The organism is Streptacidiphilus sp. MAP12-20, assembly GCF_041262525.1.
Classification (GTDB): domain Bacteria; phylum Actinomycetota; class Actinomycetes; order Streptomycetales; family Streptomycetaceae; genus Streptacidiphilus.
Genome location: NZ_JBGCCK010000018.1, coordinates 84,772 through 110,526, shown reverse-complemented (window position 1 = coordinate 110,526; position 25,755 = coordinate 84,772). Strand labels below are relative to the sequence as shown.

The 25,755-nt window shown below is 70.6% G+C and carries 25 protein-coding genes and 2 tRNA genes; 20 read left to right on the top strand and 7 right to left on the bottom strand.

Features of this window, described 5'->3' with window-relative positions; all coding sequences use genetic code 11:
• Positions 1–4 precede the first annotated feature (4 nt).
• Both ABIA32_RS23805 and ABIA32_RS23800 read right to left on the bottom strand, forming a co-directional pair.
• Positions 5–598 carry a CGNR zinc finger domain-containing protein gene (locus ABIA32_RS23805; RefSeq protein ID WP_370098989.1) on the bottom strand — a complete coding sequence of 198 codons (594 nt, stop codon included), beginning with the start codon at positions 596–598 and terminating at the stop codon, positions 5–7.
• A gap of 274 nt (positions 599–872) precedes the next feature.
• Positions 873–1,286 carry an SsgA family sporulation/cell division regulator gene (locus ABIA32_RS23800; RefSeq protein ID WP_034091203.1) on the bottom strand — a complete coding sequence of 138 codons (414 nt, stop codon included), beginning with the start codon at positions 1,284–1,286 and terminating at the stop codon, positions 873–875.
• Between the two features lie 361 nt (positions 1,287–1,647).
• Between ABIA32_RS23800 and ABIA32_RS23795 the strand changes: the two genes are divergently transcribed.
• A tRNA-Val gene (locus ABIA32_RS23795) sits at positions 1,648–1,719 on the top strand.
• A 75-nt stretch (positions 1,720–1,794) separates the two neighbouring features.
• Here the strand turns inward: ABIA32_RS23795 and ABIA32_RS23790 are convergent.
• A complete protein-coding gene (locus ABIA32_RS23790) occupies positions 1,795–2,232 on the bottom strand; it encodes a cysteine hydrolase family protein (protein ID WP_370098986.1) in 438 nt (145 codons plus the stop codon).
• Between the two features lie 107 nt (positions 2,233–2,339).
• Here ABIA32_RS23790 and ABIA32_RS23785 point away from each other — a divergent pair.
• A tRNA-Val gene (locus ABIA32_RS23785) sits at positions 2,340–2,411 on the top strand.
• A 46-nt stretch (positions 2,412–2,457) separates the two neighbouring features.
• On the opposite strand, the gene ABIA32_RS23780 is transcribed toward ABIA32_RS23785, so the two are convergent.
• Positions 2,458–3,183: an exonuclease domain-containing protein gene (locus tag ABIA32_RS23780; protein ID WP_370099104.1), complete on the bottom strand. Its 726-nt coding sequence runs from the start codon at positions 3,181–3,183 to the stop codon at positions 2,458–2,460.
• Positions 3,184–3,394: 211 nt separating this feature from the next.
• Here ABIA32_RS23780 and ABIA32_RS23775 point away from each other — a divergent pair, with 211 nt between their 5' ends.
• From ABIA32_RS23775 to ABIA32_RS23760, 4 genes are all read left to right on the top strand, one after another.
• Positions 3,395–3,952: a DUF4365 domain-containing protein gene (locus ABIA32_RS23775; protein ID WP_370098984.1), complete on the top strand. Its 558-nt coding sequence runs from the start codon at positions 3,395–3,397 to the stop codon at positions 3,950–3,952.
• A 43-nt stretch (positions 3,953–3,995) separates the two neighbouring features.
• Positions 3,996–5,336 (top strand): hypothetical protein, encoded by a 1,341-nt coding sequence (locus tag ABIA32_RS23770; RefSeq protein ID WP_370098981.1) that lies wholly within the window; start codon positions 3,996–3,998, stop codon positions 5,334–5,336.
• 91 nt (positions 5,337–5,427) lie between these two features.
• Complete coding sequence (gene thrS / locus ABIA32_RS23765) at positions 5,428–7,404, top strand: threonine--tRNA ligase (RefSeq protein ID WP_370098978.1); 1,977 nt, start codon at positions 5,428–5,430, stop codon at positions 7,402–7,404.
• A gap of 63 nt (positions 7,405–7,467) precedes the next feature.
• Positions 7,468–8,028, top strand: coding sequence for an HIT domain-containing protein (locus ABIA32_RS23760; protein ID WP_370098975.1), 561 nt, complete (start codon positions 7,468–7,470; stop codon positions 8,026–8,028).
• A 6-nt stretch (positions 8,029–8,034) separates the two neighbouring features.
• Here ABIA32_RS23760 and ABIA32_RS23755 read toward each other — a convergent pair whose 3' ends face one another.
• Complete coding sequence (locus ABIA32_RS23755) at positions 8,035–9,660, bottom strand: hypothetical protein (protein ID WP_370099101.1); 1,626 nt, start codon at positions 9,658–9,660, stop codon at positions 8,035–8,037.
• 127 nt (positions 9,661–9,787) lie between these two features.
• Here ABIA32_RS23755 and ABIA32_RS23750 point away from each other — a divergent pair, with 127 nt between their 5' ends.
• Entirely contained in the window at positions 9,788–10,192 is a 405-nt protein-coding gene (locus tag ABIA32_RS23750; RefSeq protein WP_370098972.1) for a thiol-disulfide oxidoreductase DCC family protein, read from the top strand.
• A gap of 136 nt (positions 10,193–10,328) precedes the next feature.
• Here ABIA32_RS23750 and ABIA32_RS23745 read toward each other — a convergent pair whose 3' ends face one another.
• Positions 10,329–12,473 carry an elongation factor G-like protein EF-G2 gene (locus ABIA32_RS23745; RefSeq protein WP_370098969.1) on the bottom strand — a complete coding sequence of 715 codons (2,145 nt, stop codon included), beginning with the start codon at positions 12,471–12,473 and terminating at the stop codon, positions 10,329–10,331.
• A gap of 256 nt (positions 12,474–12,729) precedes the next feature.
• On the opposite strand from ABIA32_RS23745, the gene pgsA reads away from it, so the two are divergent.
• The 3 genes from pgsA to ABIA32_RS23730 are packed head-to-tail and all read left to right on the top strand — an operon-like array spanning position 12,730 to position 15,505.
• Complete coding sequence (gene pgsA / locus ABIA32_RS23740; protein ID WP_370098966.1) at positions 12,730–13,395, top strand: phosphatidylinositol phosphate synthase; 666 nt, start codon at positions 12,730–12,732, stop codon at positions 13,393–13,395.
• Positions 13,392–14,345, top strand: coding sequence for a phosphatidylinositol mannoside acyltransferase (locus ABIA32_RS23735; RefSeq protein WP_370098964.1), 954 nt, complete (start codon positions 13,392–13,394; stop codon positions 14,343–14,345). Before pgsA ends, ABIA32_RS23735 begins: the two co-directional genes overlap by 4 nt.
• Complete coding sequence (locus ABIA32_RS23730) at positions 14,342–15,505, top strand: glycosyltransferase family 4 protein (RefSeq protein WP_370098961.1); 1,164 nt, start codon at positions 14,342–14,344, stop codon at positions 15,503–15,505. Before ABIA32_RS23735 ends, ABIA32_RS23730 begins: the two co-directional genes overlap by 4 nt.
• A gap of 33 nt (positions 15,506–15,538) precedes the next feature.
• Here the strand turns inward: ABIA32_RS23730 and ABIA32_RS23725 are convergent, their stop codons facing one another.
• Complete coding sequence (locus ABIA32_RS23725) at positions 15,539–16,129, bottom strand: chloramphenicol phosphotransferase CPT family protein (RefSeq protein ID WP_370098958.1); 591 nt, start codon at positions 16,127–16,129, stop codon at positions 15,539–15,541.
• A 70-nt stretch (positions 16,130–16,199) separates the two neighbouring features.
• Here ABIA32_RS23725 and ABIA32_RS23720 point away from each other — a divergent pair, with 70 nt between their 5' ends.
• The 10 genes from ABIA32_RS23720 to secF all read left to right on the top strand — a co-directional run bounded on the left by ABIA32_RS23720 (position 16,200) and on the right by secF (position 25,753).
• Positions 16,200–16,739, top strand: a complete 540-nt coding sequence (locus ABIA32_RS23720) for a hypothetical protein (RefSeq protein WP_370098955.1) — start codon at positions 16,200–16,202, stop codon at positions 16,737–16,739.
• A gap of 270 nt (positions 16,740–17,009) precedes the next feature.
• The gene (gene pdxS / locus ABIA32_RS23715; protein WP_370098952.1) at positions 17,010–17,924 is read left to right on the top strand and encodes a pyridoxal 5'-phosphate synthase lyase subunit PdxS; all 915 of its coding nucleotides are present in this window, start codon (positions 17,010–17,012) and stop codon (positions 17,922–17,924) included.
• Between the two features lie 96 nt (positions 17,925–18,020).
• Complete coding sequence (pdxT, locus tag ABIA32_RS23710) at positions 18,021–18,644, top strand: pyridoxal 5'-phosphate synthase glutaminase subunit PdxT (protein WP_370098949.1); 624 nt, start codon at positions 18,021–18,023, stop codon at positions 18,642–18,644.
• Positions 18,645–18,698: 54 nt separating this feature from the next.
• Positions 18,699–19,457: a YebC/PmpR family DNA-binding transcriptional regulator gene (locus ABIA32_RS23705; protein ID WP_370098946.1), complete on the top strand. Its 759-nt coding sequence runs from the start codon at positions 18,699–18,701 to the stop codon at positions 19,455–19,457.
• 277 nt (positions 19,458–19,734) lie between these two features.
• A complete protein-coding gene (gene ruvC, locus ABIA32_RS23700) occupies positions 19,735–20,259 on the top strand; it encodes a crossover junction endodeoxyribonuclease RuvC (RefSeq protein WP_370098944.1) in 525 nt (174 codons plus the stop codon).
• Positions 20,256–20,873 (top strand): Holliday junction branch migration protein RuvA, encoded by a 618-nt coding sequence (gene ruvA / locus ABIA32_RS23695; RefSeq protein ID WP_370098941.1) that lies wholly within the window; start codon positions 20,256–20,258, stop codon positions 20,871–20,873. The genes ruvC and ruvA overlap by 4 nt, the downstream gene beginning before the upstream one ends.
• A gap of 35 nt (positions 20,874–20,908) precedes the next feature.
• Entirely contained in the window at positions 20,909–21,979 is a 1,071-nt protein-coding gene (gene ruvB / locus ABIA32_RS23690; RefSeq protein WP_370098938.1) for a Holliday junction branch migration DNA helicase RuvB, read from the top strand.
• Between the two features lie 203 nt (positions 21,980–22,182).
• Positions 22,183–22,629 carry a preprotein translocase subunit YajC gene (yajC, locus tag ABIA32_RS23685; RefSeq protein WP_370098935.1) on the top strand — a complete coding sequence of 149 codons (447 nt, stop codon included), beginning with the start codon at positions 22,183–22,185 and terminating at the stop codon, positions 22,627–22,629.
• Positions 22,630–22,776: 147 nt separating this feature from the next.
• A complete protein-coding gene (gene secD, locus ABIA32_RS23680) occupies positions 22,777–24,609 on the top strand; it encodes a protein translocase subunit SecD (protein ID WP_370098933.1) in 1,833 nt (610 codons plus the stop codon).
• 4 nt (positions 24,610–24,613) lie between these two features.
• Positions 24,614–25,753 carry a protein translocase subunit SecF gene (gene secF, locus ABIA32_RS23675; RefSeq protein ID WP_370098930.1) on the top strand — a complete coding sequence of 380 codons (1,140 nt, stop codon included), beginning with the start codon at positions 24,614–24,616 and terminating at the stop codon, positions 25,751–25,753.
• The last annotated feature ends 2 nt before the right edge of the window (positions 25,754–25,755 follow it).

The following is a 25,755-nucleotide window of genomic DNA, read 5'->3' as shown; positions in this document are numbered from 1 at the left end:
GGGCTCACAACCCCACGCCGACGCCGCCGCGCTGGGCCTCCGCCGGGGGAGCGACGCGCTGGCGCGCCCGGTAAGCGGCGACATGGAGCCGGTTGCCGCAGGTGCGGCTGTTGCAGTAGCGGCGGGAGCGGTTGCGGGAGAGGTCGACGAAGACGCGGACGCAGTCCGGGGCCTCGCAGCGGCGCAGCCGGTCGCGTTCGCCCGCGACGATGACCATCGACAGGGCGATGCCGGACTCCGCCGCCAGCCGGTCCGCGAGGGCGGCGCCGGGGGCGAAGTAGTGGACGTGCCAGTCGTGACCGTCGTGGTCGGTGAGTCTGGGGGTGGTGCCGGCCCGCGCGATCATCGCGTTGAGCAGTTCGGCGGCCTCGCGAGTGGTGCCCGCGCCCAGCACCTCCCAGAAGCGCCGACGCAGCCGCCGCACGCCCTCGAGGTCGGTCGGCGTGAGCGGCCCGATGTCGCTCAGCTCGCGGCGGACGACGAAGCCGCGCAGCGCGGCGAGGTCCGGCAGGCCTTCCTGGCCGCCGGCTTCCGGTGCGGTGTTCAGCAGTTCCACCAGCACGTCGAGTGCGCACTCGGTGTCGTGGGTGATCAGCACGGCGGGGCTCCTGGCTCTCCGTGGCCCGACTGGTTGGCGAGACTCTACCGGTCGGAACCCGCCACCGTGCATGTCCACGCCGATACGTGCCGGGACCGGCATCCGCTCGGTCGACGCGCCGCGACGGTCGACGCCCCGCATGACGACGCCGCCGCGACCGGATCGGTCGCGGCGGCGTGCCGTGCTGCGCCGCGTGCCCCCGAGTAGCACGCCTGCGCATGAGTGACTGCGATAGGACGGTTGTCGGACGCTCCGACTGCGAGCGCCCGCGGCCTCAGCTCTCGGCCAGGATGTGGCTCAGCTCCCTGTCCAGGTCGAAGTGACGGTGCTCGGTCCCCGGGGGGACCGCGGCATCGGTGCGCTTGAGGAAGGACTCCAGCGCGCGCGCCGGGGCCTCCAACAGGGCTTCTCCTTCAGGAGAGCTCAGGGCGATGCAGACGACTCCTTGTCCGTGGCTACGTGAGGGCCAGACACGGACATCGCCGGTCCCGGTCGGCCGGTGCAGCCCCTCCGCGAGGAGGTCGCGGGCGAACACCCAGTCGACGGTCTCGTCGGCGCCCGTGTGGAAGGTGGCGTGCACGGCATAGGGGTCGGCCGTGTCGTAGCGCAGCCCCGCCGGAACGGGGAGGGAAGACTCGCTCGACACGATGAGGCGCAGGTGCAGCTCGCAGCTGACCGTGGTGTTCATAAGCGCCAAGGCCTTTCGCTCAGTGTGCGCTCGGGGATCGCACGTCGGCGAACGGACCATCCCACCCTTGGGCCCGGTGTAAACCCCTCTGTCCGGATTAGTGCGGCGCTGGTACCCCATATGGCGCAGTAGCCACAGCAGTCACATACGTCACAGAATCCGGAGAAATCAGCCCCCAAATTGATCGCTCAGGGGCTTCTTTCGGCCACTCCCGGTCACGTTCCGCCAGCGATCGGCCAGCCATCCGACGGCCGTCCGACGGCGATCCGACCGCCGTTCGGCCGCGATCCGGTCAGGCCCGGCGCGGGCCTGAAGGTGTGCCGGAGCACCCGTCGGCATGCGGTAGTGTTTTCCCTGCGCCGGGCGATTAGCTCAGTGGGAGAGCGCTTCGTTCACACCGAAGAGGTCACTGGTTCGAACCCAGTATCGCCCACCCGTGACGTAAGGCCCGCAGGTCAACGACCTGCGGGCCTTCGGCGTGTCTGGACCGGGGGGCGACTGCGGCCGATCAGGTGAAGGGCACCGCGTCCGCGTGGGCGATCACCGCGCCGGCCGCCGCCAGCGCGTGTTCGACCTCTGCCGCCGCCTCCGGCGAGAAGCCCTCGTGCGCCCCCGAGGCCAGTACCACCCGGTACCCGCGCGCCAGCGCTTCCAGCGTCGTGGCCGAGACGGCGTGCTCACTCCAGACGCCGGCGACGGCGAGCCGGCTGCCCGGCGGCAGGGCCTCGGCCAGCCCGGTGCCGTGGAAGGCGTCGTCGGCCGTGCGGTCGAGCACCGGCTCCCCGGGCCAGGAATCGAACAGGAGTGGCCGACCGCCGCTGCGCACGTGCACGACGTGGGCTCCTGCGTTTCTCGCCCGGGTGAGCAGCGCGCGCAGAGACGCGGAGACCGCCGGGGTGAGCAGCATGTCGTGCTGGACGTCGATCAGGAGCAGTGCCGTTGCCATGTCTTCAAAGCTAGCACTGGTGTTCGAATCATTCGAGGCGAGTGGCCGGATCGCGATATCCGTTTTCTGGCATCGCCCCAGGCAGTGCTAATGTTCTCTCCGTGCCCGGGCGATTAGCTCAGTGGGAGAGCGCTTCGTTCACACCGAAGAGGTCACTGGTTCGAACCCAGTATCGCCCACCCGTGCAGCATCTGAAGGCCCATCAGTCGAGGGGCCTTCGGTCGTTCAGGCGGCGCGCTCCAGCGGCAGTCGCAGCGGCCAGGCCGTGTCCACCGGGGCCGGGGCGCCGCTCCTGCTGAACCACTGCTCGAGCCCGCGCGCCTGCCCTGCGTGCCAAACCGCCTGGCGCAGATGGAGTTCGGCCGCCGTCAGCCCCTCCAACTGCCCCTGGTGCCGCCGCCCGATGGCCCGCGTCAACTCCAGCGCGGCCGTCGCGTCCGCCGCCGCGTCGTGGGCCTCGGTCAGTGCGATGCCGTAGAACTCGCACAGTGCGCCCAGGTTGCGACGGCCCTTGCGGTAGCGGTCCAGGCGCTTGTCCAGCACCCAAGGGTCCAGCACCAGCAGCGGTGCGCCGGTCAGATACTGACCGAGCGTCAGGCCACGGTGCCGGCGCAGCTCGCGGTCGAGCAGCGTGAGGTCGTAGGGCGCGTTCATCACGACCAGCGGACGGCCCGCGCGTGCGCTTTCGGCCAGCGCGCGCGCCATCTCCTCCACCGCGACGCCGGGGGCGCTGCCGTGTTCGCGCGCCCACGCGTCGGTCAGTCCGTGCACCGCGGTGGCCTGCGCCGGGATCGGCAGGCCCGGATCCACGACCCAGTCCCGGCGCAGCACCGGCCCCCCGGGCGCCTCCTGGACGACCAGCGCCGCCGTCACGATCCGGTCCCGCTCGACGTCCACACCCGTCGTTTCGGTGTCGAAGGAGGCGAGCGCCGCCTCGTACCAGAGCGTCATCCCCGTCTCCCGCCCTTCCGCTTCCCTGCCCCGCTCACCACGGCCGATGCCGACAGTGCTCACGATCGGGTGATACCCGGTCACTTTGCGCATTCAATCCTCATGGAACCGACGAGCTTGTTTCGTCGTATCCAGCCATGGAAAGACCGAAACTGACGGGGTGTCCGGATCGGGCGGGCGTGTCCGTCACACTGACCCGAGAGCGGCACCGATGGCCTTTTCCCTGCCCGAGCCGGTGGCACCGGACGGGCACACGCTGCGCGGCCAACTGGCCGTCACCTCCTGCATGGAGACACTCCAGGTCGGCTACCTCCACGCCGTGGCGGCCGCCGCAGGCTGCGCGCTGGCCTCACCCTTCCCCGACAACGGGATCGACTGGCATCTCAGCCACGGCAGTTCCGCGCACACGGAGGACGACGAGGTCACCATCAAGGTCCAGCTGAAGTGCACGTACCAGATCGCGCCGAACCCGGCCGGACCCTCCTTCAGTTTCACCCTCGACAACAACCACCTGCGCAAACTCGCCCACCCCCGGGTCGCCGTGCACAAGATCCTGGTGGTCATGCTGGTGCCGCGCGAGGTCGACCAGTGGCTGCTGGCCCAGCCCGACCGGCTCGAACTGCGCCACTGCTGCTACTGGGTCAATCTGGCAGGGCACGCCGTCACCGGCCGACGGCGGACGAATGTCCGGATACCGACTCAGCAGGTCTTCGATGACCGCGCCCTGTGCGCCATCATGGCGCGTGTGGGGGCGGGCGACCGGCCATGATCGACCTCGATCACGGGCACCCCACCGGCGCGGGAGGGCAGGCGTGACAGCCAGGCGGCGTGACACCCCGGCAGATGCGGTGACCCCCGTCGCACGCGGAGCCCTGCGCGCGAGAGGCGGCCGCACGCCTCTCGCTGATCCCGACGCGCCCCCCTCTCACGCTCCCCACCTCGCCGACCCCCACCTCGCCGAGGTCGTGCTGCCCGACCCGGCCAGGGTCGACCCGGATGTGCTCACCACCCTGCTCGCCCGCCACGGCTGGGTCCGCCGCGGCGGCGCGCAGGGCCGCTACAGCCGCTGGGCGCCACCCGAGGACCGCGAGCCCGACACCAGCCTCCTCGTCCCCGCCGACCGCGCCTTCGACGACAGTCTCGAGCTGCTCGACGAGGCGCTGAGCACCCTCGCCCGCTCCGGCGTCCCGTCCGCCCGCGCGATCCTCGCGGCCCTGCTCGTGCCTGGGGACGAGATCCACTGGCGGCGCGAGGTGCCCGGCGTCGGCGGAGCCGTGCCCTGGGGCGCGGAGGCCGAACTGCGCGCCGCCGCCAGCGCCATGCTCGCCGCCGCCGCCAAGGCCGGCCAGACACGGGCCGCGTACTTCGGCGCCCGCCTCGACGGCTACGCCGCCGACTTCCTCGATCGTGTCCTGGTCGTCGCGCCCGGCACCGGCGCCGGGCTGCTCACCGCCTACAGCCCCGCGCCCGCCGACCGCCACACCGCCACCACGCTGGTGCTCGCCCTCGAAGCGCTGCGCGAGGCCGTCGACCTGCAACGCGCCACCGGCCGCACCGACGCCTTCGACAACGGCGTGCGGCTCGGCCTCAGCCGCGAGCTGATCAGCGCCGTCGTGCAACTGGTCCGCGGCAGCGAGGGCGCGACGGTCACGCTGCACTGGTCCGCCGCGGTCGGGGTGCCGCACGGCTTCGGCAACCGGCGGCTGCTCATCGAGTTCTCCCCGGGCGACCTGCCCGCCCTGGAGGCCGCCGCCGAGCAGCTCGAACGCAGCGAGCCCGCCGTCCAGGTCGAGCTGACCGGCGCCGTGATCCGCCTCAAGCGCGCCGTGCCCGGCGGCGAGGGCGTCGTCCGGCTCCGCGTCCTCACCGGCGCCGAGGTCGACGAGGTCCGGGTCCGCCTCGGCGACGCCGACTACCGCACCGCCGTCGGAGCCCACCTGGACGGGACGCCCGTCCGGCTGCGCGGACTGCTGGAACGCAAGGGCGGCTTCCGCCGCATCAGCGGGGCCAGGGAGGTCTCGGTCGTGGCGCTGGACGACGCCGACCGCGACCGCCTCGCCAAGACGCTGCGGCTGCGCGCTACCGGCTTCCGGGGCGCGGGGGAGGGCGAGGACGGACCGGACGAGGCCGACGGAGCCGACGACGCGGGGTAATGCCTGCGCGAGGGCGGTCCCCGGGTCGGTACCATCGTGATCGCAGCGGTCCCGCTGCCCCTCATGAGGAACCGAGAGTCAGGAGAGTCCGGTGTCGGACGTCCGTGTGGTCATCAGTCGCGAACCCGATCGGGAAGACCGCGTGGTGACGACGGGCACGACGGCCGCCCAGCTCTTCGACGGCGAGCGCGCCGTCATCGCCGCCAAGGTCGGCGGCGAGCTCAAGGACCTCAGCTACGAGCTGCGCGACGGCGACGAGGTCGAGCCGGTGGAGATCACCAGCGAGGACGGCCTCAACATCCTGCGCCACTCCACCGCACACGTGATGGCCCAGGCCGTCCAGGAGTGCTTCCCCGACGCGAAGCTCGGCATCGGCCCGCCCATCAAGGACGGCTTCTACTACGACTTCGACGTCGAGAAGCCGTTCACCCCCGATGACCTCAAGGTCATCGAGAAGAAGATGCAGGAGATCCAGAAGCGCGGACAGCGCTTCGAGCGCCGCGTCGTGACCGAGGACGCCGCCCGCGAGGAGCTCGCGAGCGAGCCCTACAAGCTGGAACTGATCGGCCTCAAGGGCTCGGCCAGCAGCGAGGACGGCGCGAACGTCGAGGTCGGCGGCGGCGAGCTGACGATCTACGACAACATCGACGCCAAGACCGGCGAGCTGTGCTGGAAGGACCTCTGCCGCGGCCCGCACCTGCCCAGCACCCGGCTGATCCCGGCCTTCAAGCTGATGCGCAACGCCGCCGCGTACTGGCGCGGCAGCGAGAAGAACCCGATGCTGCAGCGCATCTACGGCACCGCCTGGCCGTCCAAGGACGAGCTGAAGTCGTACCTCGACTTCCTGGTCGAGGCCGAGAAGCGCGACCACCGCAAGCTCGGCGCCGAGCTAGACCTCTTCTCGATCCCCGAGGAGATCGGCTCCGGCCTCGCGGTCTTCCACCCCAAGGGCGGCATCATCCGCCGCGCCATGGAGGACTACTCGCGTAAGCGGCACGAGGAGGCGGGCTACGAGTTCGTCTACAGCCCGCACGCGACGAAGGGCACGCTGTTCGAGAAGTCGGGCCACCTGGACTGGTACGCCGACGGCATGTACCCGCCCATGCAGCTCGACGAGGGCGTGGACTACTACCTCAAGCCCATGAACTGCCCGATGCACAACCTGATCTTCGATGCCCGGGGGCGCTCCTACCGTGAGCTGCCGCTGCGCCTGTTCGAGTTCGGCACGGTGTACCGGTACGAGAAGTCGGGTGTCGTCCACGGCCTGACCCGCGCCCGCGGCTTCACCCAGGACGACGCGCACATCTACTGCACCAAGGAGCAGATGGCGGACGAGCTCGACTCGCTGCTGACCTTCGTGCTGGACCTGCTGCGCGACTACGGCCTGACCGACTTCTACCTGGAGCTCTCCACCAAGGACCCGGAGAAGTACATCGGCTCCGACGAGGTCTGGGAGGAGGCGACCGAGACGCTGCGCAAGGCCGCCGAGAAGCAGAATCTCCCGCTGGTCCCTGACCCGGGGGGCGCGGCGTTCTACGGCCCGAAGATCTCCGTCCAGGTCAAGGACGCGATCGGCCGCACTTGGCAGATGTCGACGATCCAGGTCGACTTCAACCTGCCGGAGCGCTTCGACCTCCAGTACACGGCGGCGGACGGCTCGCGCCAGCGGCCGGTGATGATCCACCGCGCGCTGTTCGGTTCGATCGAGCGGTTCTTCGCGGTCATGCTGGAGCACTACGCCGGCGCGATGCCGCCGTGGCTCGCCCCGGTCCAGGCGGTCGGCATCCCGATCGGCGACGCGCATATCGAGTACCTGCAGGACTTCGCCAAGGAGGCGAAGGCCAAGGGCCTGCGCGTCGACGTCGACGCCTCCTCGGAGCGGATGCAGAAGAAGATCCGCAACCAGCAGCGGAACAAGGTCCCCTTCATGGTCATCGTCGGGGACGAGGACATGGCGGCCGGCACGGTCTCCTTCCGCTACCGCGACGGCTCGCAGAAGAACGGCATCAGCCGCGCGGACGCGCTGGCCGAGCTGGTCGACGTGGTGGAGCGCCGGGTCCAGGTCTGAGGGGCCAGGTGTGACCTTGTCTTGTGGTGTGAGGGCGGTCCCGGTGGGACCGCCCTTCCGCCTATGCTGATCAGCATGACGACGGAGCCGGAGCAGCAGCACGGAGCGGGCATTCCCGACGGATTCGGACGCCTGTGGACCCCGCACCGGATGGCATACATCCAGGGCGAGTCCAAGCCGACAGGCCCCGCGCCCGACGACGGCTGCCCGTTCTGCGCGATCCCGGCGATGAGCGACGAGGACGGCCTGATCGTCCGTCGCGGTGTGCATGCCTACGCGGTGCTGAACAAGTACCCCTACAACGGCGGCCACTTGATGGCCGTCCCGTACCGGCACGTCGCCGACTACACCGATCTCACACTGGAGGAGACGGTCGAGATCGCCGAGCTGACCAAGCAGGCGATGACCGCGCTGCGCGCGGCCTCCGGCGCGCACGGCTTCAACATCGGCATCAACCAGGGCAGCGCCGGCGGCGCCGGCATCGCCGCGCACCTGCACCAGCACGTCGTCCCGCGCTGGGGCGGCGACACCAACTTCATGCCCGTCGTCGGGCAGGTGAAGGTGCTGCCGCAGATGCTCGGCGACACCCGCAAGCTGATCGCCGACGCCTGGCCCGAGAGCTGACGTCCCTCAGTCCGCCTCGTACACGTCCGCCTTGAACGGGCGGATGGTCTGCACCTCGGTGCTGAGGAACTGCGAGCGGGCGAGGAAGCGTTCGAGGTCCACGTCGTGGTCGGCGAGCATGTCCATCGTCGCGTCGTGGACCGCGCGCAGCACCGGCGTGGCGACGCGGATCGCGTCGTCGGCCATGAAGCGGTGAGTCCACGGGCGGGTCGTCCAGGCCGAGCGGATGCCGAACGGCTCCGGCAGCTTGATCGAGCCGCCGAGCCAGTTGAGCAGGCCCTGGCTCCAGGTGAACGGCGCACGGACCGCGAGCCGGACGACCTCCGCGTTGGTGACGATGGGGAGGGTGATCGTCTTCTCCTCCCAGAACTTGCCGGTCTTCTGCACCTGCTTCTCCGGCGCCTTCGGCTTCGCGCCGAAGAGCGGGGGCAGCGGGCCGAGCGCGTGGCCGCTGATCTCTATCCGCAGCGTGTCGGAGAGCACGCTGACGCTGGTCATCAGCGTCACGATCAGCTGGCCGTTCCAGAGCGTGAACTGCGTGCCCAGGTAGTGGCGCGGGCCCTCGCCGAAGGTCTGCTTGTTGGCCAGGTCGGCGACGGACGAGGCGCGCATCCGGTCGCCGTCCATGTCCGGCCCGCTGGGGCGGGCGATCTCGTCCGCGCCCTCGCCGATCGGCAGCACCACCCAGTGGTCCACCCGGACGCCGGGGATGCCGCCCTTGTCCACGACGCTGCGGCCGAGCAGGTGCAGCCGCTCCTCGATCTTGCGGATCAGGTCGAAGTTGTGGAACGGCCGCAGCTCCTTGTGGCCCTCGGCCGGGGTGAGTTGCTCGGCCAGCGTCCACAGCGCCCAGCGCTGGCCAAGGCCCAGGATGCCCTTGCTGCCCGCGTAGTGGACGACGTTCGTCTCCTGCTCGGAGAGCAGTCTGCTCAGCTGCTTGCGCTGGTTCTCGGCCTTGTGGTCGTCCGGCCCCTTGGGCACCGCGCCCGGGACCAGCGGGCCGGCCGCGCCGCCCTCCAGCAGGGCGCCCCAACGGGCCCGCAGCTTCTCCGAGTTGCCCAGGCAGATGCGCCGGGCGAGATACCAGCCGACCAGCGGCACGATCGTCATGATCCGCAGGTACTGCCCCCACAGCCCGGTGGCCCCGCCCGGCCGCCAGGCGAGGATCGCGGCGATCACCACGACGACCATGAGGCCGACGCTCTGGTAGAACTCCCGGTTCTTGGCGGGGGAGCGGCGGGCGATCTCGAAGACGGCGAGCCAGAGCAGCGTGCCGGGCAGGAAGATGAGACCGAAGACGAGGGCCACCAGGGTCAGCCGCTTGTCGCGCTGGTGCCGGACGTCCTCGGCCTCGAGACAGTGCTCGACGACGATGCGCGGGGTGGCGCCGTAGGACGGCACGATGGGCTTGCGCTTGGCCCCGAGCGTGCGGGCGATCAGGGCCTCGCAGAAGGCCTCGCCCAGGTTGGGGGAGAGCAGCTTGATCTTGCCGGCCTTGTGCGTGATCTCGGGGTGGAGGTTGACCAGGGCCTCGTAGTCCCCGTCGCGGTAGGCCATGGAGGAGAGGGAGGTGGTCGCCCCCGAGCTGGGTGACGGGTCGGTGCGCAGAATCTGCGGCCCGAGGTCGCTCATCGTCACGGCGCGTCTCCTCCCTGAACGTCCGTCAACGCTCGTGCGCTGTCAGCGTATCTCCGTGGATCACGCCATGTCAGCGGGTTCGGCGAGTGCGACCTCCGTGGGACCTGCGACAATGGGGTGTATGGAGATCACTGCGGGCACGCCGGTCCTGGTCTACGACGGCGACTGCGCCTTCTGCACGTCGTCCTTGCGGACGGCGGAGCGGGTTCTCGGGACGGACGGCTGGGCGTCGATCCCGTTCCAGTTCGCGGACCTGGACGCGCTGGGCAAGTTCACCGCGGGGGCGGTGACCCCGGAGCGGGTGGAGCGCGAGATCGTCTGGATCACCCCCTCGGGCAAGGCATACGGCGGCGCGGCTGCGGCGGCGCGGCTGCTGTTGCGTACTCAGCGGCTCCCGTGGAACGTGCTGGGCGCTGTCGCGCTGCTGCCGGGTGTCCGCGTCGCCATGGCAGCGCTCTACCGTCTCGTCGCCGTGAACCGCCACCGCCTCCCAGGCGGCACGCCCGCCTGTGCCTTGCCGCGTTAGTTGCACTACCTCAGGGGCGCGGGGAACTGCGCGAGAAACCACCCTGTGCGGATGGCCCTGCTCGTTCGGGGACTCACCACCTGGGGTGGCTTGTCGCGCAGTTCCCCGCGCCCCTGGGTAGTGCAACTACCTCTGGTCACCTCTCTGCGGCTTTGAACACCTTCGTCGCGATCGCCTCCGGCAGCGGTTCGTGCCGCGCGTACTCGCGCGTAAAGCTGCCGCCGCCGTGGCTCAGGGAGCGGAGGTCCACCGCGTAGCGGACGATTTCCAGTTCCGGTACCTCCGCGTGCACCACCGTGCGGCCGCCCGAGCCGACAGGCTCCGTGCCCAGGACCCGGCCGCGACGGCCGGAGAGGTCGCTGAGGACGTTGCCCACGTACTCGTCCGGGACGAGCACGTGCACCTCGGCCACCGGCTCCAGCAGGCGGACGTTGCCCGTCGCCGCCTCCCGCAGGGCCAGCGCTCCCGCCGTCTGGAACGCCGCGTCGGAGGAGTCGACGGAGTGGGCCTTGCCGTCGATCAGCGTCACCCGCACGTCCACCACGGGGAAGCCCGCCGCCACGCCGCGCGCCAACTGCGCGCGCACGCCCTTCTCCACGGACGGGATGAACTGCCTGGGCACCGAGCCGCCGACGACCTTGTCGACGAACTCGAAGCCGCTGCCCGTCGGCAACGGCTCCACCTCGATCTCGCAGATCGCGTACTGTCCGTGCCCGCCGGACTGCTTCACGTGGCGGCCGCGCGCCGTCGCGGGCGCCGCGATCGTCTCCCTGAACGGGACGACGTAGTCGACCGTGTCGATCTGCACGCCGAAACGCCCGCGCAAGCGGTCCAGCAGGACGTCCGCGTGGGCCTCGCCCAGGCACCACAGCACGAGCTGGTGGGTCTCCTGGTTCTGTTCCAGCCGCAGCGTCGGATCCTCGGCGGACAGCCGTCCCAGCGCCTGCGAGAGCTTGTCCTCGTCCGCCTTGCTGTGGGCGGTGATGGCCACCGGCAGCAGGGGTTCCGGCAGGTCCCAGTGCCCGAGGCCCACCAACCGGCCTGGTTGGCTCAGCGTGTCCTCCGTCGCGCCGTGGGCGAGTTTCGCGACGCAGACGATGTCGCCCGCGACGGCCTGCGCCACCGGCCGCAGCGTCTTCCCGAACGGCGAGCTCAGCGCGCCCACCCGCTCGTCAACGTCGCCCACGTGCACCTGGCCGTCCGGCCGCAGCGTCCCCGAGAAGATCCGGCACAGGGTCAGTCGGCCCACATACGGGTCGCTGGTGACCTTCAGGACCTGCGCCGCCAGCGGCCCTTCCGGGTCGCAGGCCAGGTCGGCCTCGCCGGCCGGGAGGGGGGTGACGTGCTCGACGGGGGAGGGGAAGGCCGAGGTGATCAGTTCCAGCAGCTCCGCCGTCCCCACGCCCTCGCGTGAGCCGTCGGCGGGCGGCAGGGCCGCCAGTACCGGGTGGAAGTGGCCGCGGGCGACCGCGCGTTCCAGGTCGTCGATGACGGTCTTGGTGTCGATGGTCTCGCCGCCGAGGTAGCGGTCCATCAGGGACTCGTCCTCGCTCTCGGTGATGACCGCCTCGATCAGCCGTTCCCTGGCCGGGTCGACCTCGGCCGCGAGCTCGGCGTCGATGTCGCGTTCGATGCGCTTGCCGCTCGCGTAGTCGTAGGAGTGACGGCTCAACAGGCCGATCAGGCCGGACACGTGTCGCTCGCCGTCCGGGCCGAGTTCGCCCCAGCGCAGCGGCAGGTAGAGCGGGAGGACGGAGTCCGGCGCGTCGGGAGCGAACGCGGAGCGGCAGCGCTCGACGGTGGCGTCGAAGTCGGCCTGCGGGGTGTCCAGCTTGGTGACGAGCAGCGCCCGGGGCATGTTCACGGCCGCGCACTCATCCCACAGGCTCCGCGTCGCGCCGTCGACCTCCTCGTTCGCCGGGACCACGAAGAGCGCTGCGTCGGCGGCCCGCAGCCCGGCCCTCAGCTCGCCGGTGAAGTCGGCGTAGCCGGGCGTGTCCAGCAGGTTGATCTTGAATCCCGCGTGTTCCAGCGGGACGAGGGAGAGTTGGACCGAGCGCTGCGTGCGGTGCTCGATCTCGTCGTAGTCGGAGACGGTCGTGCCGTCCTGCACTCGCCCGGCCCGGTTGATCGCCCCGGTGACCAGGGCGAGGGTCTCGGCGATCGTGGTCTTTCCTGCACCGCTGTGGCCGACCAGCACCACGTTCCTGATCTGTTCGGGCCGGTCGGCCGAAGGTGCCCTGCCGGCGGCTCCCGCTGGTGTGTTCTGCCTGTCGCTCATGATCGTTATCTCCTCCCGCGTGCGCGCTGCAGAGACGCCACGGGGCCGCGCCGGGTGAACGGGAATGAGCCGGAATGTGACGTCGGTCACCCGCGGTACTTTGGAGCCTCCCACCGTGTTCGCCGCAGGTCCATACGCCGGTCAGGCCCAGTAGGCCCGATAGCATGGCGCACGACTGGACAATGTGCGCACGCCCCTCGTCGCAGCAGGAACGCAGCAGCCTGGACATCTCAGGAACGGAGCGGTCGGCAGACCCATGCTCAACAAATACGCCCGAGCCTTCTTCACCCGCGTCTTCACGCCCCTCGCGGCCTTCCTGCTGCGCAGGGGCGTAAGCCCGGACGCGGTCACCCTGGTCGGAACCGCCGGGGTGGTGGCCGGGGCGCTGGTCTTCTTCCCGCGCGGCAGTTTCTTCTGGGGCACGATCGTCATCACCGCCTTCGTCTTCTCCGACCTGGTCGACGGCAACATGGCCCGCCAGGCGGGCCGCTCCGGGCCGTGGGGCGCCTTCCTGGACTCGACGCTCGACCGGGTCGCCGACAGCGCGATCTTCGGCGGCATCGCCATGTGGTACGCGGGCAAGGGCGACAACCTGCTGCTCTGCGCGGTGGCGCTGTTCTGCCTGGCCAGCGGCCAGGTGGTCTCCTACACGAAGGCGCGCGCGGAGAGCCTCGGCCTCAAGTGTGACGTCTCGGGCCTGGTCGAGCGCGCCGAGCGGCTGGTCGGCACGCTGGTCGCGGCCGGGCTCGCCGGGCTGCACCAGTTCGGTGTCCCCGGCATCCAGTGGCTGCTGCCGATCGCCCTGTGGGGCGTCGCGGCGGGCAGCCTGGTCACCTGTCTCCAGCGGATCCTCACCGTGCGCCGCGAGGCGGCCGAGCTGGCCGCACTGAGCGCCACCACAGCCACGGGGGAGGCCCTGTGAAGGAGCAGCTGACCTACGCCGCGTACGCCACCGGCTGGGGCCTGGTGAAGCGCCTGCCCGAACCCGCCGCGGACGCGCTGTTCCAGCGGATCGCCGACTTCACCTGGAAGCGCCGCGGCAAGAGCGTGCTGCGCCTGGAGTCGAACCTGCGCCGGGTCCGGCCCGAGCTGGACGACGCGGAGATCCGCGAGCTCAGCCGCGAGGGCATGCGCTCCTACCTGCGGTACTGGTGCGAGTCGTTCAGGATGCCGGTCTGGAGCAGGGAGAAGATCACCGCCTCCTTCGCCCCCGAGCACATCGAGCGCCTCGACGACACGCTCGCCGCCGGCCGCGGCGTGATCCTGGCGCTGCCGCATATGGGCAACTGGGATCTCGCCGGGGCGTGGGTCGTGGTCCGTGGCTACCCGTTCACCACGGTCGCCGAGCGGCTCAAGCCGGAGAAGCTGTTCGACGCCTTCGTCGCCTACCGCGAGGGCCTGGGCATGGAGGTGCTGCCGCTCACCGGCGGCGCGAACACCCTGGCCACGCTGGCGAAGCGGCTGCGCGCGGGCAAGCTCGTCTGCCTGGTCGGCGACCGCGACCTGTCCGCCTCCGGCGTGGAGGTGCAGTTCCAGGGCGCGGCGACCAGGATGCCCGCCGGTCCCGCCGCGCTGGCCCAGCAGACCGGCGCGGCGCTGCTGCCGGTCACCCTCTGGTACGACGAGACCAAGACCATGAAGGGCTGCGTGCACGAGGAGATCCCGGTCCCCGAGCACGGCAGCCGCCGCGAGAAGACGGCGGCGATGACCCAGGCCATGGCCGACGTGTGGGCCGGGGGCGTGCGCGAGCACGCCAAGGACTGGCACATGCTGCAACGCTTCTGGCTCGCCGACCTCGAACCGCGCCAGGCGGACGCCGAACCGGCCGAGCCGCTCGACCCGCCCACCGAAGCCGTGGAGGCCCAGGCGTGAGAATCGGCATCGTCTGCCCCTACGCCTGGGACGTCCCCGGCGGCGTCCAGTTCCACGTCCGCGACCTCGCGGAGCATCTGATCGGTCTCGGCCACGAGGTCTCGGTGCTGGCCCCGTCCGACGAGGACACCCCGCTGCCGCCGTACGTCACCTCGGCGGGGCGCGCGGTCCCGGTGCCCTACAACGGCTCGGTGGCCCGGCTGAACTTCGGCTTCCTGTCCGCCGCGCGGGTGCGCCGCTGGCTGCACGAGGGCCAGTTCGAGGTGCTGCACCTGCACGAGCCCGCGACGCCGAGCCTGTCGCTGCTGGCCTGCTGGGCCGCGACCGGCCCGATCGTGGCGACCTTCCACACCTCCAACCCGCGCTCCCGGGCGATGATCGCGGCGGAGCCGATCCTGCAGCCCGCGCTGGAGAAGATCTCGGCGCGGATCGCGGTGAGCGAGTACGCCCGCACGACGCTGGTCGAGCACCTGGGCGGCGACGCGGTGGTCATCCCCAACGGCGTCGACGTCGGCTTCTTCGCGAGCGCGGAGCCGCGGCGGGAGTGGCAGGGGGAGACCATCGGCTTCGTCGGCCGGATCAACGAGCCGCGCAAGGGCCTGCCCACGCTGCTGGAGGCGCTGCCCACGATCCTGGCGGAGCGGCCTGCGGTCCGGCTGCTCGTGGCCGGCAAGGGCGACGAGGAGGAGGCGGTGAAGGACCTGCCGCAGGCGGTCAGGGACCGGATCACCTTCCTCGGCATGGTCTCCGACGAGGAGAAGGCACGGCTGCTGCGCAGCGTCACCGTCTACGTGGCGCCGAACACCGGCGGCGAGAGCTTCGGGATCATCCTGGTCGAGGCGCTGTCGGCGGGCGCGCCGGTGGTGGCCAGCGATCTGGACGCCTTCCGGCAGGTACTGGACGGCGGTTCGAGCGGCGAGCTGTTCCCGATCGAGGACGCGGCCTCGCTGGCCGGGGTGACGCTGCGTCTGCTGGGCGACCGGGCCCGCCGCGAAGCGCTGAGCGAGACGGGCTCACGCCACGTCCGCCGCTTCGACTGGTCCACGGTCGGCGCCGACATCCTGGCCGTCTACGAGACGGTCACCCAGGGCGCCGCGGCCGTCACCGACCTCGAACCCGCCTCCTCCTGGCGCACCCGCCTCGGCCTCGCCCGCGACTAGGGCCTGTCCGTCGGGTGGCTGACCGTGGAGTGGTCAGGTCAGGAGCCCTACCTTCTCGGCAGATCCCTGGCCCGCCAGGTGGCGTCGGCGGAGGCGGGTGAAGGCCGTGGGGCTGGGGCGCCAGGGGAGGAATTCCTTGATCTGCTCGGCGCACTCGCGGGGGCTTGCCGTGCCGGTGTCGCACTCCAGGTCGTAGTCGCCGTGACGGTGCACCAGGTCGTACTGGTGCGCCGCGAGGCCCGGCGGGCGATCACCACGCGCCAGCTCGCGGCGGGCCAGTTCGTCGAGCGGGCAGTGGACGCCGACGAACACGACGTCCTCGGGCGGCAGCACCGTCAGGCAGTCGAGCAGCCGCCAGGGCTCGCTCAAGACATGGTCGACCACGATGTCGTTGCCCACTTCGGCCATGGCCGCGATCGAGCGGTGGAAGCCCATCCTGGTCCGCCGTAGCGCGGCGTCGAGCTCCTCCGCTCCGAGCTGCCGCTTGCTGCGCATCGCGTTGAAGCCGTCAACCGCCATGTGGAAGAAGACGCCGTCCTCCAGGATGTCCAGAAGCTCCCGGGCGACGCTTGATTTCCCCGAACTCGAGGTGCCGTTCAGGAAGATGATCCGACCAGATGCCATACCGGCATGATCACACGCCTGATGCCCGGACAACTCGCGGGCCCGCCCCGGGCGGATAGGGTCACACCTCGTGAGCACCTGGATCTGGATCGCCGTCGCGGTCGCCGCCTTCGGCCTGTACCTCAGTTGGACCGCCGGGCGGCTCGACCGTCTGCACGCGCGGATCGACGCCGCGCGTGCCGCGCTCGACGCGCAGCTGCTGCGACGGGCCTCCGGCGCACAGGAGTTGGCGACCTCCACGCTGCTGGATCCGGCCGCGTCCATCGTGCTGTACCAGGCGTCCCACGCCGCCCGCACCGCTCCGCCCGAGGCGCGTGAGGTCGCCGAGAGTGACCTGTCGCAGGCGCTGCGCGCCGTCTTCGCGGAGCAGGAGCAGGTGGACGAGTTGGCTGCGCTGCCCGGCGGGCCGGAGGCCCTCGCGGATCTCGGGGAGGCTGTGCGGCGGGTGCCGATGGCGCGGCGGTTCCACAACGACTCGGTGCGCGCCGCGCGCGCGGTCCGGCGTCACCGCATCGTCCGGCTGTTCCGTCTGGCCGGGCGCGCGCCCTTCCCGCTGGCCTTCGAGATGGACGACGAGGCGCCTGCGACGCTGGAGCGGGTCCGCACCTGAGCCGGCGGGTGGCCGCTCCGGCACCGACCGGTTCCGGTCAAGCGGAGGACGCCTCCGTCACCCGCTCCGTCACCCGCTGCGTCACCCGGGTCGGCTGCGGTCGTCGCCGGCCCGTCCCTCGCCCCGAACGCAGTCGAACGGTCCAACCGGGTGCTACGGAGTGGAGGAGTCGGTACTGCCCGGCTGGACCGTGTGGAGCATCGGATATGGTCGATACGGGCCTACCATTGGGCTTATCGCACCGAATCCGCGTCTTCAGTGAGGTCATTCGTGTCCACCAACACCCCCTTCACCTCCGACCAGCCTGCCGTCGGCACCGCCCGCGTCAAGCGTGGCATGGCCGAGCAGCTCAAGGGCGGTGTGATCATGGACGTGGTCAACGCCGAGCAGGCGAAGATCGCCGAGGACGCGGGCGCAGTGGCCGTCATGGCCCTGGAGCGCGTCCCCGCCGACATCCGCAAGGACGGCGGCGTGGCCCGCATGTCCGACCCGAACATGATCGAAGAGATCATCGAGGCCGTCTCGATCCCGGTCATGGCGAAGTCGCGCATCGGCCACTTCGTCGAGGCCCAGGTACTGCAGGCGCTCGGCGTCGACTACATCGACGAGTCCGAGGTGCTGACCCCGGCCGACGAGGTCAACCACTCCGACAAGTGGGCCTTCACCACCCCCTTCGTCTGTGGCGCCACCAACCTGGGCGAGGCACTGCGCCGCATCGCCGAGGGCGCGGCCATGATCCGCTCCAAGGGTGAGGCCGGCACCGGCAACGTCGTCGAGGCCGTCCGCCACCTGCGTCAGATCAAGGCCGAGATCGCCAAGCTGCGCGGCTGCGACAACAACGAGCTCTACGCCGCGGCCAAGGAGCTTCGCGCCCCGTACGAGCTGGTCGCCGAGGTCGCCGAGCTGGGCAAGCTCCCGGTCGTGCTCTTCTCCGCCGGTGGCGTCGCCACCCCCGCCGACGCCGCGCTGATGCGTCAGCTGGGCGCCGAGGGCGTCTTCGTCGGCTCCGGCATCTTCAAGTCGGGCGACCCGGCCAAGCGCGCCGCCGCCATCGTGAAGGCCACCACCTTCTACGACGACCCGAAGATCATCGCGGACGCCTCCCGCAACCTGGGCGAGGCCATGGTCGGCATCAACTGCGACACCCTGCCCGAGACCGAGCGCTACGCCAACCGCGGCTGGTAATCGCCCTCTCGTCCCGTGTGGTAGCCCCGTCCCCCGTTGGGGCGGGGCTCCCTCCGTTCACCTGAACTCACGCTGTACTCAAGAAGAGGTCGTCCCGTGTCCAGCTCCACCCCCGTCATCGGTGTCCTCGCCCTCCAGGGCGACGTGCGCGAGCACCTGGTCGCCCTGGCCGAGGCCGACGCGCTGGCGCGCCCGGTCCGCCGCCCCGAGGAGCTGGCGGAGATCGACGCGCTGGTCATCCCCGGCGGCGAGTCCACGACCATGTCCAAGCTGGCGCTGCTCTTCGGCGTGATGGAGCCGCTGCGCACCCGGGTCGCGGCCGGGATGCCGGTCTACGGCACCTGCGCGGGCATGATCATGCTGGCCGACAAGATCCTCGACGGGCGCGACGACCAGGAGACGGTCGGCGGCATCGACATGGTCGTCCGCCGCAACGCCTTCGGGCGCCAGAACGAGTCCTTCGAGCAGGGCGTCGACTTCGCCGGCCTGGACGAGGGCGGCCCGGTGCACGGCGTCTTCATCCGCGCCCCCTGGGTCGAGTCGGTCGGCACGGGCGTCGAGGTGCTGGCGTCGCTGCACAAGGGCACGGACGCCGAGCACGTGGTGGCGGTCCGTCAGGGCAACCTGCTGGCCACCTCGTTCCACCCGGAGCTCACCGGCGACCACCGCGTGCACGCCTACTTCGTGGAGATGGTCCGCGCCGCCGGTCACGGCCGGTGACGGTAAGATCTCATCCGTTCACTTCCACCTGGTGCTGTTTTAAGGAGCAACTCGATGTCCGGCCACTCCAAGTGGGCTACCACCAAGCACAAGAAGGCCGTCATCGACGCGAAGCGCGGCAAGCTCTTCGCCAAGATGATCAAGAACATCGAGGTGGCGGCCCGCACGGGCGGTGGCGACCCCGCCGGTAACCCGACCCTCTACGACGCCATCCAGAAGGCGAAGAAGAGCTCGGTCCCGATCGACAACATCAACCGCGCCGTCAAGCGCGGCTCCGGCGCGGAGGCCGGCGGCGCCGACTACGCGACGATCATGTACGAGGGCTACGGCCCCAACGGCGTGGCGGTCCTGATCGAGTGCCTCACCGACAACCGCAACCGCGCCGCGTCCGACGTCCGCGTCGCGATGACCCGCAACGGCGGCAACATGGCGGACCCGGGTTCGGTGTCCTACATGTTCAGCCGCAAGGGCGTCATCATCGTCCCCAAGGCCGACAAGGTCGACGAGGACACGATCATGGAGGTCACCCTCGAGGTCGGCGCCGAAGAGGTCAACGACATCGGCGACGCCTTCGAGATCCAGACCGAGGCGACCGACATGGTCGCGGTCCGCACGGCCCTGCAGGACGCCGGCATCGACTACGACTCGGCCGAGGCCAACTTCGTCCCCTCCGTCCAGGTCGAACTGGATGCGGACGGCGCCCGCAAGATCTTCAAGCTGATCGACGCGCTCGAGGACAGCGACGACGTCCAGAACGTCTTCGCCAACTTCGACCTCTCTCCCGAGGTCGAGGCCGAGCTCGACGCCGAGTAGTCAGCAGACGTTCAGTTGCAGCGACCTCAGGGGCGCGGGGAACTGCGCGAGAAACCACTGACAGGGGGTACCCCCGGCCGAAGGCTGGGGGAGGATGGCCCTGCGCGTTCGGGGCTCTACCTCGCAGGGCGGCTTGTCGCGCACGCAGTTCATCGAGCAGAGCTTCGCGCCCCTGGTAGTGCAACTGGTCCTCCGTCCTGACCTGTCGCGAACTGCAAATCGGCAGACCCCCGCGCCCCTGAGGGGTTCTGTCAGTGCGAACGGATAACCTGCGCACATGCGTGTTCTCGGGGTGGATCCAGGCTTGACCCGCTGCGGGGTCGGCGTCGTCGACGGCGCGCCGGGGCGGCCGTTGACGATGGTCGCCTGCGGCGTCGTGCGCACACCCGCCGAGCTCGACGTGCCCCTGCGGCTGCTCCAGATCGAACGCGGCCTCGAGGTCTGGTTCGACACGCACCAGCCCGAACTCGTCGCCGTCGAGCGCGTCTTCGCCCAGCACAACGTGCGCACCGTGATGGGCACCGCCCAGGCCAGCGCCGTCGCCATGCTCTGTGCGACGCGCCGCGGCATACCGGTCACCCTGCACACCCCGAGCGAGGTCAAAGCCGCAGTCAGCGGCAGCGGTCGCGCCGAGAAGGCGCAGGTCGGGGCCATGGTCACCCGCATCCTGCGGCTCGACGCGCCGCCGAAGCCCGCCGACGCGGCCGACGCGCTCGCGCTCGCCATCTGCCACATCTGGCGCGGCACGGCCAACAACCGGATCGCCGCCGCCGTCGCCGCCCAGAACAGGACTCGTGGATGATCGCCTTCGTCAGCGGCCCGGTGGCCGCACTGACGCCGAGCAGCGCCGTGATCGAGGTCGGCGGTGTCGGCATGCTGGTCCAGTGCGCGCCGAAGACTCTCGCCACCCTGCGGCTCGGCATGGAGGCGAGGATCGCGACCTCCCTCGTGGTCCGCGAGGACTCGCTCACGCTCTACGGCTTCGCCGACGATGACGAGCGGCACACCTTCGAGCTGCTGCAGACCGCCAGCGGTGTCGGGCCGAAGGTGGCGCAGGCCATGCTCGCCGTGCACAGTCCCGAGGCGCTGCGCGTCGCCGTCGCGCGCGGCGACGCGAAGTCGCTGACCGCCGTGCCCGGCATCGGGCCCAAGGGCGCACAGAAGCTGCTGATCGAGCTCAAGGACCGGCTCGGCGCGCCCCACGGCTCCCTCCCCAGCCAGCCGCACGCTCCGATCGCGGCCGGCCCCGCGCCCTGGCAGGACCAGCTGCACGCCGCGCTGGTCGGTCTCGGCTTCGCGCCGCGCGAGGCGGACGAGGCCGTCGTCGCGGTCACCCCGAAGGCCGAGGCGACGGAGAAGCCCAACGTCTCCGCCCTGCTGCGCAGCGCCCTGCAGACCCGCAACCGCACCCGCTGACCCGTCCCAGCCGACGCCTGAGGAGCCGAGCCCTGATGCACGACGACGCCGCCGCCGACCGCCTGGTCACCGCCGCCGCAGACGGCGAGGACCGGGCCGTCGAGGCGGCGCTGCGCCCGCGCGACCTGGACGAGTTCATCGGCCAGGAGCGCGTCCGCGAGCAGCTGTCGCTCGTCCTGCAGGCCGCGAAGCACCGGGCCGCCACCCCGGACCACGTGCTGCTGAGCGGACCGCCCGGCCTCGGCAAGACGACGCTGTCGATGATCATCGCGGCCGAGATGAACGCCCCGATCCGGATCACCTCGGGCCCGGCGATCCAGCACGCGGGCGACCTGGCAGCGATCCTCTCCTCACTCGCCGAGGGCGAGGTGCTCTTCCTCGACGAGATCCACCGCATGTCCCGGCCCGCCGAGGAGATGCTCTACATGGCGATGGAGGACTTCCGCGTCGACGTGATCGTCGGCAAGGGCCCCGGCGCCACCGCGATCCCGCTGGAGCTGCCGCCCTTCACCCTGGTAGGCGCGACGACGCGAGCCGGCCTGCTGCCGCCCCCGCTGCGCGACCGCTTCGGCTTCACCGGCCACATGGAGTTCTACGCCCCCGAGGAGCTGGAGCGGGTCATCCACCGCTCGGCCCGGCTGCTGGACGTGGAGATAGACCCCAGGGGCGCCGCCGAGATCTCCCGCCGCTCCCGCGGCACGCCGCGTATCGCGAACCGGCTGCTGCGCCGGGTCCGCGACTACGCCCAGGTCCGGCACGACGGCCTGATCACCGAGGAGATCGCCCGCGCCGCGCTTGCCGTCTACGAGGTGGACGCCAAGGGCCTGGACCGGCTGGACCGGGCCGTGCTGCACGCCCTGCTCAAGCTCTTCGGCGGCGGCCCGGTGGGCCTGTCGACGCTGGCGGTCGCGGTGGGGGAGGAGGCCGAGACGGTCGAGGAGGTCGCCGAGCCCTTCCTAGTCCGCGAGGGCCTGCTCGCCCGTACCCCGCGCGGCCGGATCGCCACCGCCGCCGCCTGGCAGCACCTCGGGCTCACGCCTCCGCAGCAGGCCGCCGGGGCGGCTGTCCCGGCTCAGACGGAGCTTTTCGGGGCCTCCGAGGGGTGAGCCTGGGGAATCGGTCCGGAGCTGGGATTTGTGCCGGGACACGTCACGTCTGTCACGGCGCTCGCCTTTCGGCTCACCCAGATGACATGCTGGACGTTGTTGGACCTGTCGGAGTCGCCTAGACTCCGCCCGCCGCCCCTCGGGGCGGTACCCGTTTCACCGACCGGCCGCCCCCTTCGCGGCCTCGCAAAGGACAGTCAGTCGTGGGCAATCCCCTTCTCTTCATGGTCGTCATCTTGGGCGGCTTCATGTTCCTGACCATGCGCAGCAACAAGAAGCGTCAGGCGCAGGCGACGGAAATGCGTAACCGCCTGGAGCCCGGCGCCGGCGTGCGCACCATCGGTGGCATGTACGCGCTGGTCAAGGACGTGACGGACGAGGCCGTCGAGCTCGAGATCGCCCCCGGCGTGTTCGCGCTCTACACCAAGGCGTCCATCGCCCAGGTCCTCGACCCGGTCGAGTACAACCGCATCGTCCACGGCGACGAGCCGGAGGCCGATGAGGCCGAGGACGCCGACGCCCAGGCCGTCGTCGCGGAGTCGGACATTCCGGCCGTTGAGGACACTCCGGTCGTGCTCGAAAAGACTGACGCCGAGGCCGAGAAGACCGAGGCCACGGTGGGTGGCGACAAGGACGCCTCCGCCAAGTAGCCTTGCCCGCTACGGGACCAGGTGGGGGCGTGAGCCCCCGCACGGGCCCAAGGACCGCTGCGTCGTGGCCGAGCCGCCCCCTGTCCGCCGGTACCCCGGTGCGGGCTGCTTGACCTGCCCACGGCATGGACAGAGAGAATCGAGAAGGTGGCATCACCCAAGTCCCGTCCCCGTGACGGATACCCGGGGCGTGCGCTGAGCCTGATCCTGGCGATCATGGTGGCCCTGGTGGCGATCATGTTCGGGACCGGCAACACGAAGCCGCGCCTCGGCATCGACCTCGCCGGTGGCACCAGCGTGACGCTGCGCGCGACCTCGACCGATCCCAAGGCGATCAACGCCGCCAACATGGCGATCGCATCGTCGATCATGCTTGATCGCGTGAACGGGACCGGCGTGACCGAGTCCACGGTCCAGGTGCAGGGATCCGACGAGATCGTCATCAACATCCCCAAGGGCACCAACTCCACGCAGGTCGCGGATGAGCTGGCGACGACCGCCCAGCTCTACTTCCGTCCGGTGCTGGCCGAGCAGCAGCAGGTCAACGCGAGCGCGATTCCGAAGAGCTCCGCCTCGCCCAGCGCCACGGGTAGTGCCAAGCCGGGGGCGACCCCGAGCGCTTCGGCCACCCACCCGCAGCTGAGCGGAAGCGGGAGCGCCTCGCCGAGCGCCAGCAAGACGCAGGGCGATGCGGTCTCCAACGCGCTGAAGGCGAGCCCTTCGGCCTCCGCCTCCCCGCATGCCTCCAGCTCCAGCTCCAGCTCCGCCAAGGCGAGCAGCAGCCCGAGCGCCAAGCCGAGCTCGCCCGCCGCCGGCGGCACCGTCACCGGCGCTCTGGGCGGCAGCGTTCCGCCTGCCATGCAGAGCGAGTTCAACGCCCTGGACTGCACCACCGCAGCGGGCCGCGAGTCCGCTTCGAAGGCGGCCAGGAACTCCAAGGGCGCCGACCGGATCGTCGCCTGCTCCAAGGACGCCCAGAACGGCACCATCTGGACCAAGTACGCGCTGGACGCGGCCGCCGTCAACGGCACCGACATCAGCGGGGCTTCGGCGGGTCTGAGCTCGCAGACCGGTCAGTGGCAGGTCAACCTGTCCTTCGACTCGAAGGGCAGCGGTGAGTTCACGAAGACGACCACCATGCTGGCCTCCAAGACGAGCCCGCAGAACCAGTTCGCCATCGACCTGGACGGCCAGGTCCAGTCCTCGCCCCAGGTGACCTCGACCATCGGGGGCGGTCAGGCGCAGATCACCGGCAGCTTCACGCAGCAGGACGCGCAGTCGCTGTCGAACGTGCTCAGCTACGGCTCGCTGCCGCTCAGCTTCGAGAAGCAGGAAGTCGTCACCGTCTCGCCCGAGCTCGGCGGCAGCCAGCTCGACGCGGGCCTGCTCGCCGGTCTCATCGGCCTGATCCTGGTCGTGCTCTACTCGGTGGTCTACTACCGCGGCCTCGGCCTGGTGGCCGTCGCCTCGCTGGGCGTCTCCGCCGTACTGACCTGGTCGATCATGAGCCTCCTCGGCGGCACGATCGGCTTCGCGCTGAACCTGCCGGCCGTCTGTGGTGCCATCGTCGCCATCGGTATCACCGCGGACTCGTTCGTCGTCTACTTCGAGCGGATCCGTGACGAGCTGCGCGAGGGCGCCACGCTGCGTCCGGCCGTGCGCAACGCCTGGCCGCGCGCCCGGCGGACGATCCTGGTGTCGGACTTCGTCTCCTTCCTCGCCGCCGCGGTGCTGTACTTCTTCACCCTCGGCAAGGTGCAGGGCTTCGCGTTCACGCTGGGTCTGACCACCCTCCTGGACGTCGTGGTGGTCTTCCTCTTCACCAAGCCGCTGATGACGCTGCTGGCCAGGAAGAAGTTCTTCGCCTCCGGCCACCCGTGGTCCGGGCTCTCGCCCGAGCGACTCGGTGTGCGCTCTCCTCTCCGCGACGGTCGCAACAGCCGCCGTCCGGCCCGTCCTGCCGCCAGCAAGGAGGCCTGACCCGATGTCACGCTTCGGCAATCTCGGCCACCGGCTCTACACCGGTGAGGTCGGCTTCGACTTCGTCGGGCGGCGCAAGCTGTGGGTGATCATCTCCGGGGCCATCCTGGTCCTCGCGGTGCTCGGCCTGACGGTCCGCGGGCTCAACCTGGGCATCGAGTTCAAGGGCGGTGACGTCTACACGATCAGCAAGCCCGGCGTCACCGTCGCCCAGGCCCAGAAGGCGGCCAACGACCTCACCCACGACAGCTCGGCAGTCGTTCAGACGGCCAACGGCGTCAAGGGCCAGACGATCCTGATCCAGATCAGCTCCACCGAAAAGGTCTCGGCCTCGGACGGTCAGGCGGCGCTGTCGCAGTCCTTGGGTCTGTCCCAGAACCAGATCAGCACCCAGTACCTCAGCGCCAGCTGGGGTCACGACATCAGCCAGAAGGCCATCTACGGCCTGATCGCCTTCATGGTGCTCGTGACGCTCTACCTCGCGTTCGCCTTCGAGTGGCGGCTCGCGGTCGCAGCGCTGGTCGCGCTGGTGCACGACCTGGTGATCACCGTCGGCGTCTACGCCCTGGTCGGGTTCGAGGTCACCTCGGGCACGATCATCGGCTTCCTGACGATCCTCGGGTACTCGCTCTACGACACCGTCGTCGTCTTCGACGGTCTCAAGACCGCGACGAACAAACTCACCAAGCAGAACCGGATGACGTACAGCGACGCGGCCAACGCCTCGCTGAACAGCACCCTGGTCCGCTCGATCAACACCTCGGTGCTGGCGCTGCTGCCGGTCGCCTCGCTGCTGTTCATCGGTGGCGGTCTGCTCGGTGCGGGTGTCCTCAACGACATCTCGCTGGCGCTCTTCATCGGTCTGACCGCCGGTGCCTACTCCTCCATCTGCGTGGCCACCCCGATGGTCGCGTGGCTGCAGGAGAAGCGCCCGGAGTACATCGAGCTGGCCCGCAAGGTCAAGCAGCGCAAGGCCGCCGACGCCAAGGCGCTGGCCGAGGGCCGCACCGTGGACGAGGGCGACAGCGCGGGCAACCCGCAGGACGAGGTCGCCATCCCGGCCGCCTCGACCGGCGGGCCGCGCAACCAGCCTGTCAACCGCAGCCGCAACGACCGCCGTTCCTCCGGCGGGCGGCGGGGCTGAGC

Excerpts from the sequence above, each read along its gene's own strand:
- pgsA (WP_370098966.1), top strand. The coding sequence starts at position 12,730 with ATGCTCAACAAATACGCCCGAGCCTTCTTCACCCGCGTCTTCACGCCC.
- ABIA32_RS23760 (WP_370098975.1), top strand. The coding sequence starts at position 7,468 with ATGCTGATCAGCATGACGACGGAGCCGGAGCAGCAGCACGGAGCGGGC.
- ABIA32_RS23750 (WP_370098972.1), top strand. The coding sequence starts at position 9,788 with ATGGAGATCACTGCGGGCACGCCGGTCCTGGTCTACGACGGCGACTGC.
- secF (WP_370098930.1), top strand. The coding sequence starts at position 24,614 with ATGTCACGCTTCGGCAATCTCGGCCACCGGCTCTACACCGGTGAGGTC.
- ABIA32_RS23790 (WP_370098986.1), bottom strand. The coding sequence starts at position 2,232 with ATGGCAACGGCACTGCTCCTGATCGACGTCCAGCACGACATGCTGCTC.
- ABIA32_RS23745 (WP_370098969.1), bottom strand. The coding sequence starts at position 12,473 with ATGAGCGACAGGCAGAACACACCAGCGGGAGCCGCCGGCAGGGCACCT.
- ABIA32_RS23705 (WP_370098946.1), top strand. The coding sequence starts at position 18,699 with ATGTCCGGCCACTCCAAGTGGGCTACCACCAAGCACAAGAAGGCCGTC.
- ABIA32_RS23780 (WP_370099104.1), bottom strand. The coding sequence starts at position 3,183 with ATGACGCTCTGGTACGAGGCGGCGCTCGCCTCCTTCGACACCGAAACG.
- ABIA32_RS23755 (WP_370099101.1), bottom strand. The coding sequence starts at position 9,660 with ATGAGCGACCTCGGGCCGCAGATTCTGCGCACCGACCCGTCACCCAGC.
- ruvC (WP_370098944.1), top strand. The coding sequence starts at position 19,735 with ATGCGTGTTCTCGGGGTGGATCCAGGCTTGACCCGCTGCGGGGTCGGC.
- ruvA (WP_370098941.1), top strand. The coding sequence starts at position 20,256 with ATGATCGCCTTCGTCAGCGGCCCGGTGGCCGCACTGACGCCGAGCAGC.
- ruvB (WP_370098938.1), top strand. The coding sequence starts at position 20,909 with ATGCACGACGACGCCGCCGCCGACCGCCTGGTCACCGCCGCCGCAGAC.
- ABIA32_RS23800 (WP_034091203.1), bottom strand. The coding sequence starts at position 1,286 with ATGAACACCACGGTCAGCTGCGAGCTGCACCTGCGCCTCATCGTGTCG.
- ABIA32_RS23725 (WP_370098958.1), bottom strand. The coding sequence starts at position 16,129 with ATGGCATCTGGTCGGATCATCTTCCTGAACGGCACCTCGAGTTCGGGG.
- ABIA32_RS23775 (WP_370098984.1), top strand. The coding sequence starts at position 3,395 with ATGGCCTTTTCCCTGCCCGAGCCGGTGGCACCGGACGGGCACACGCTG.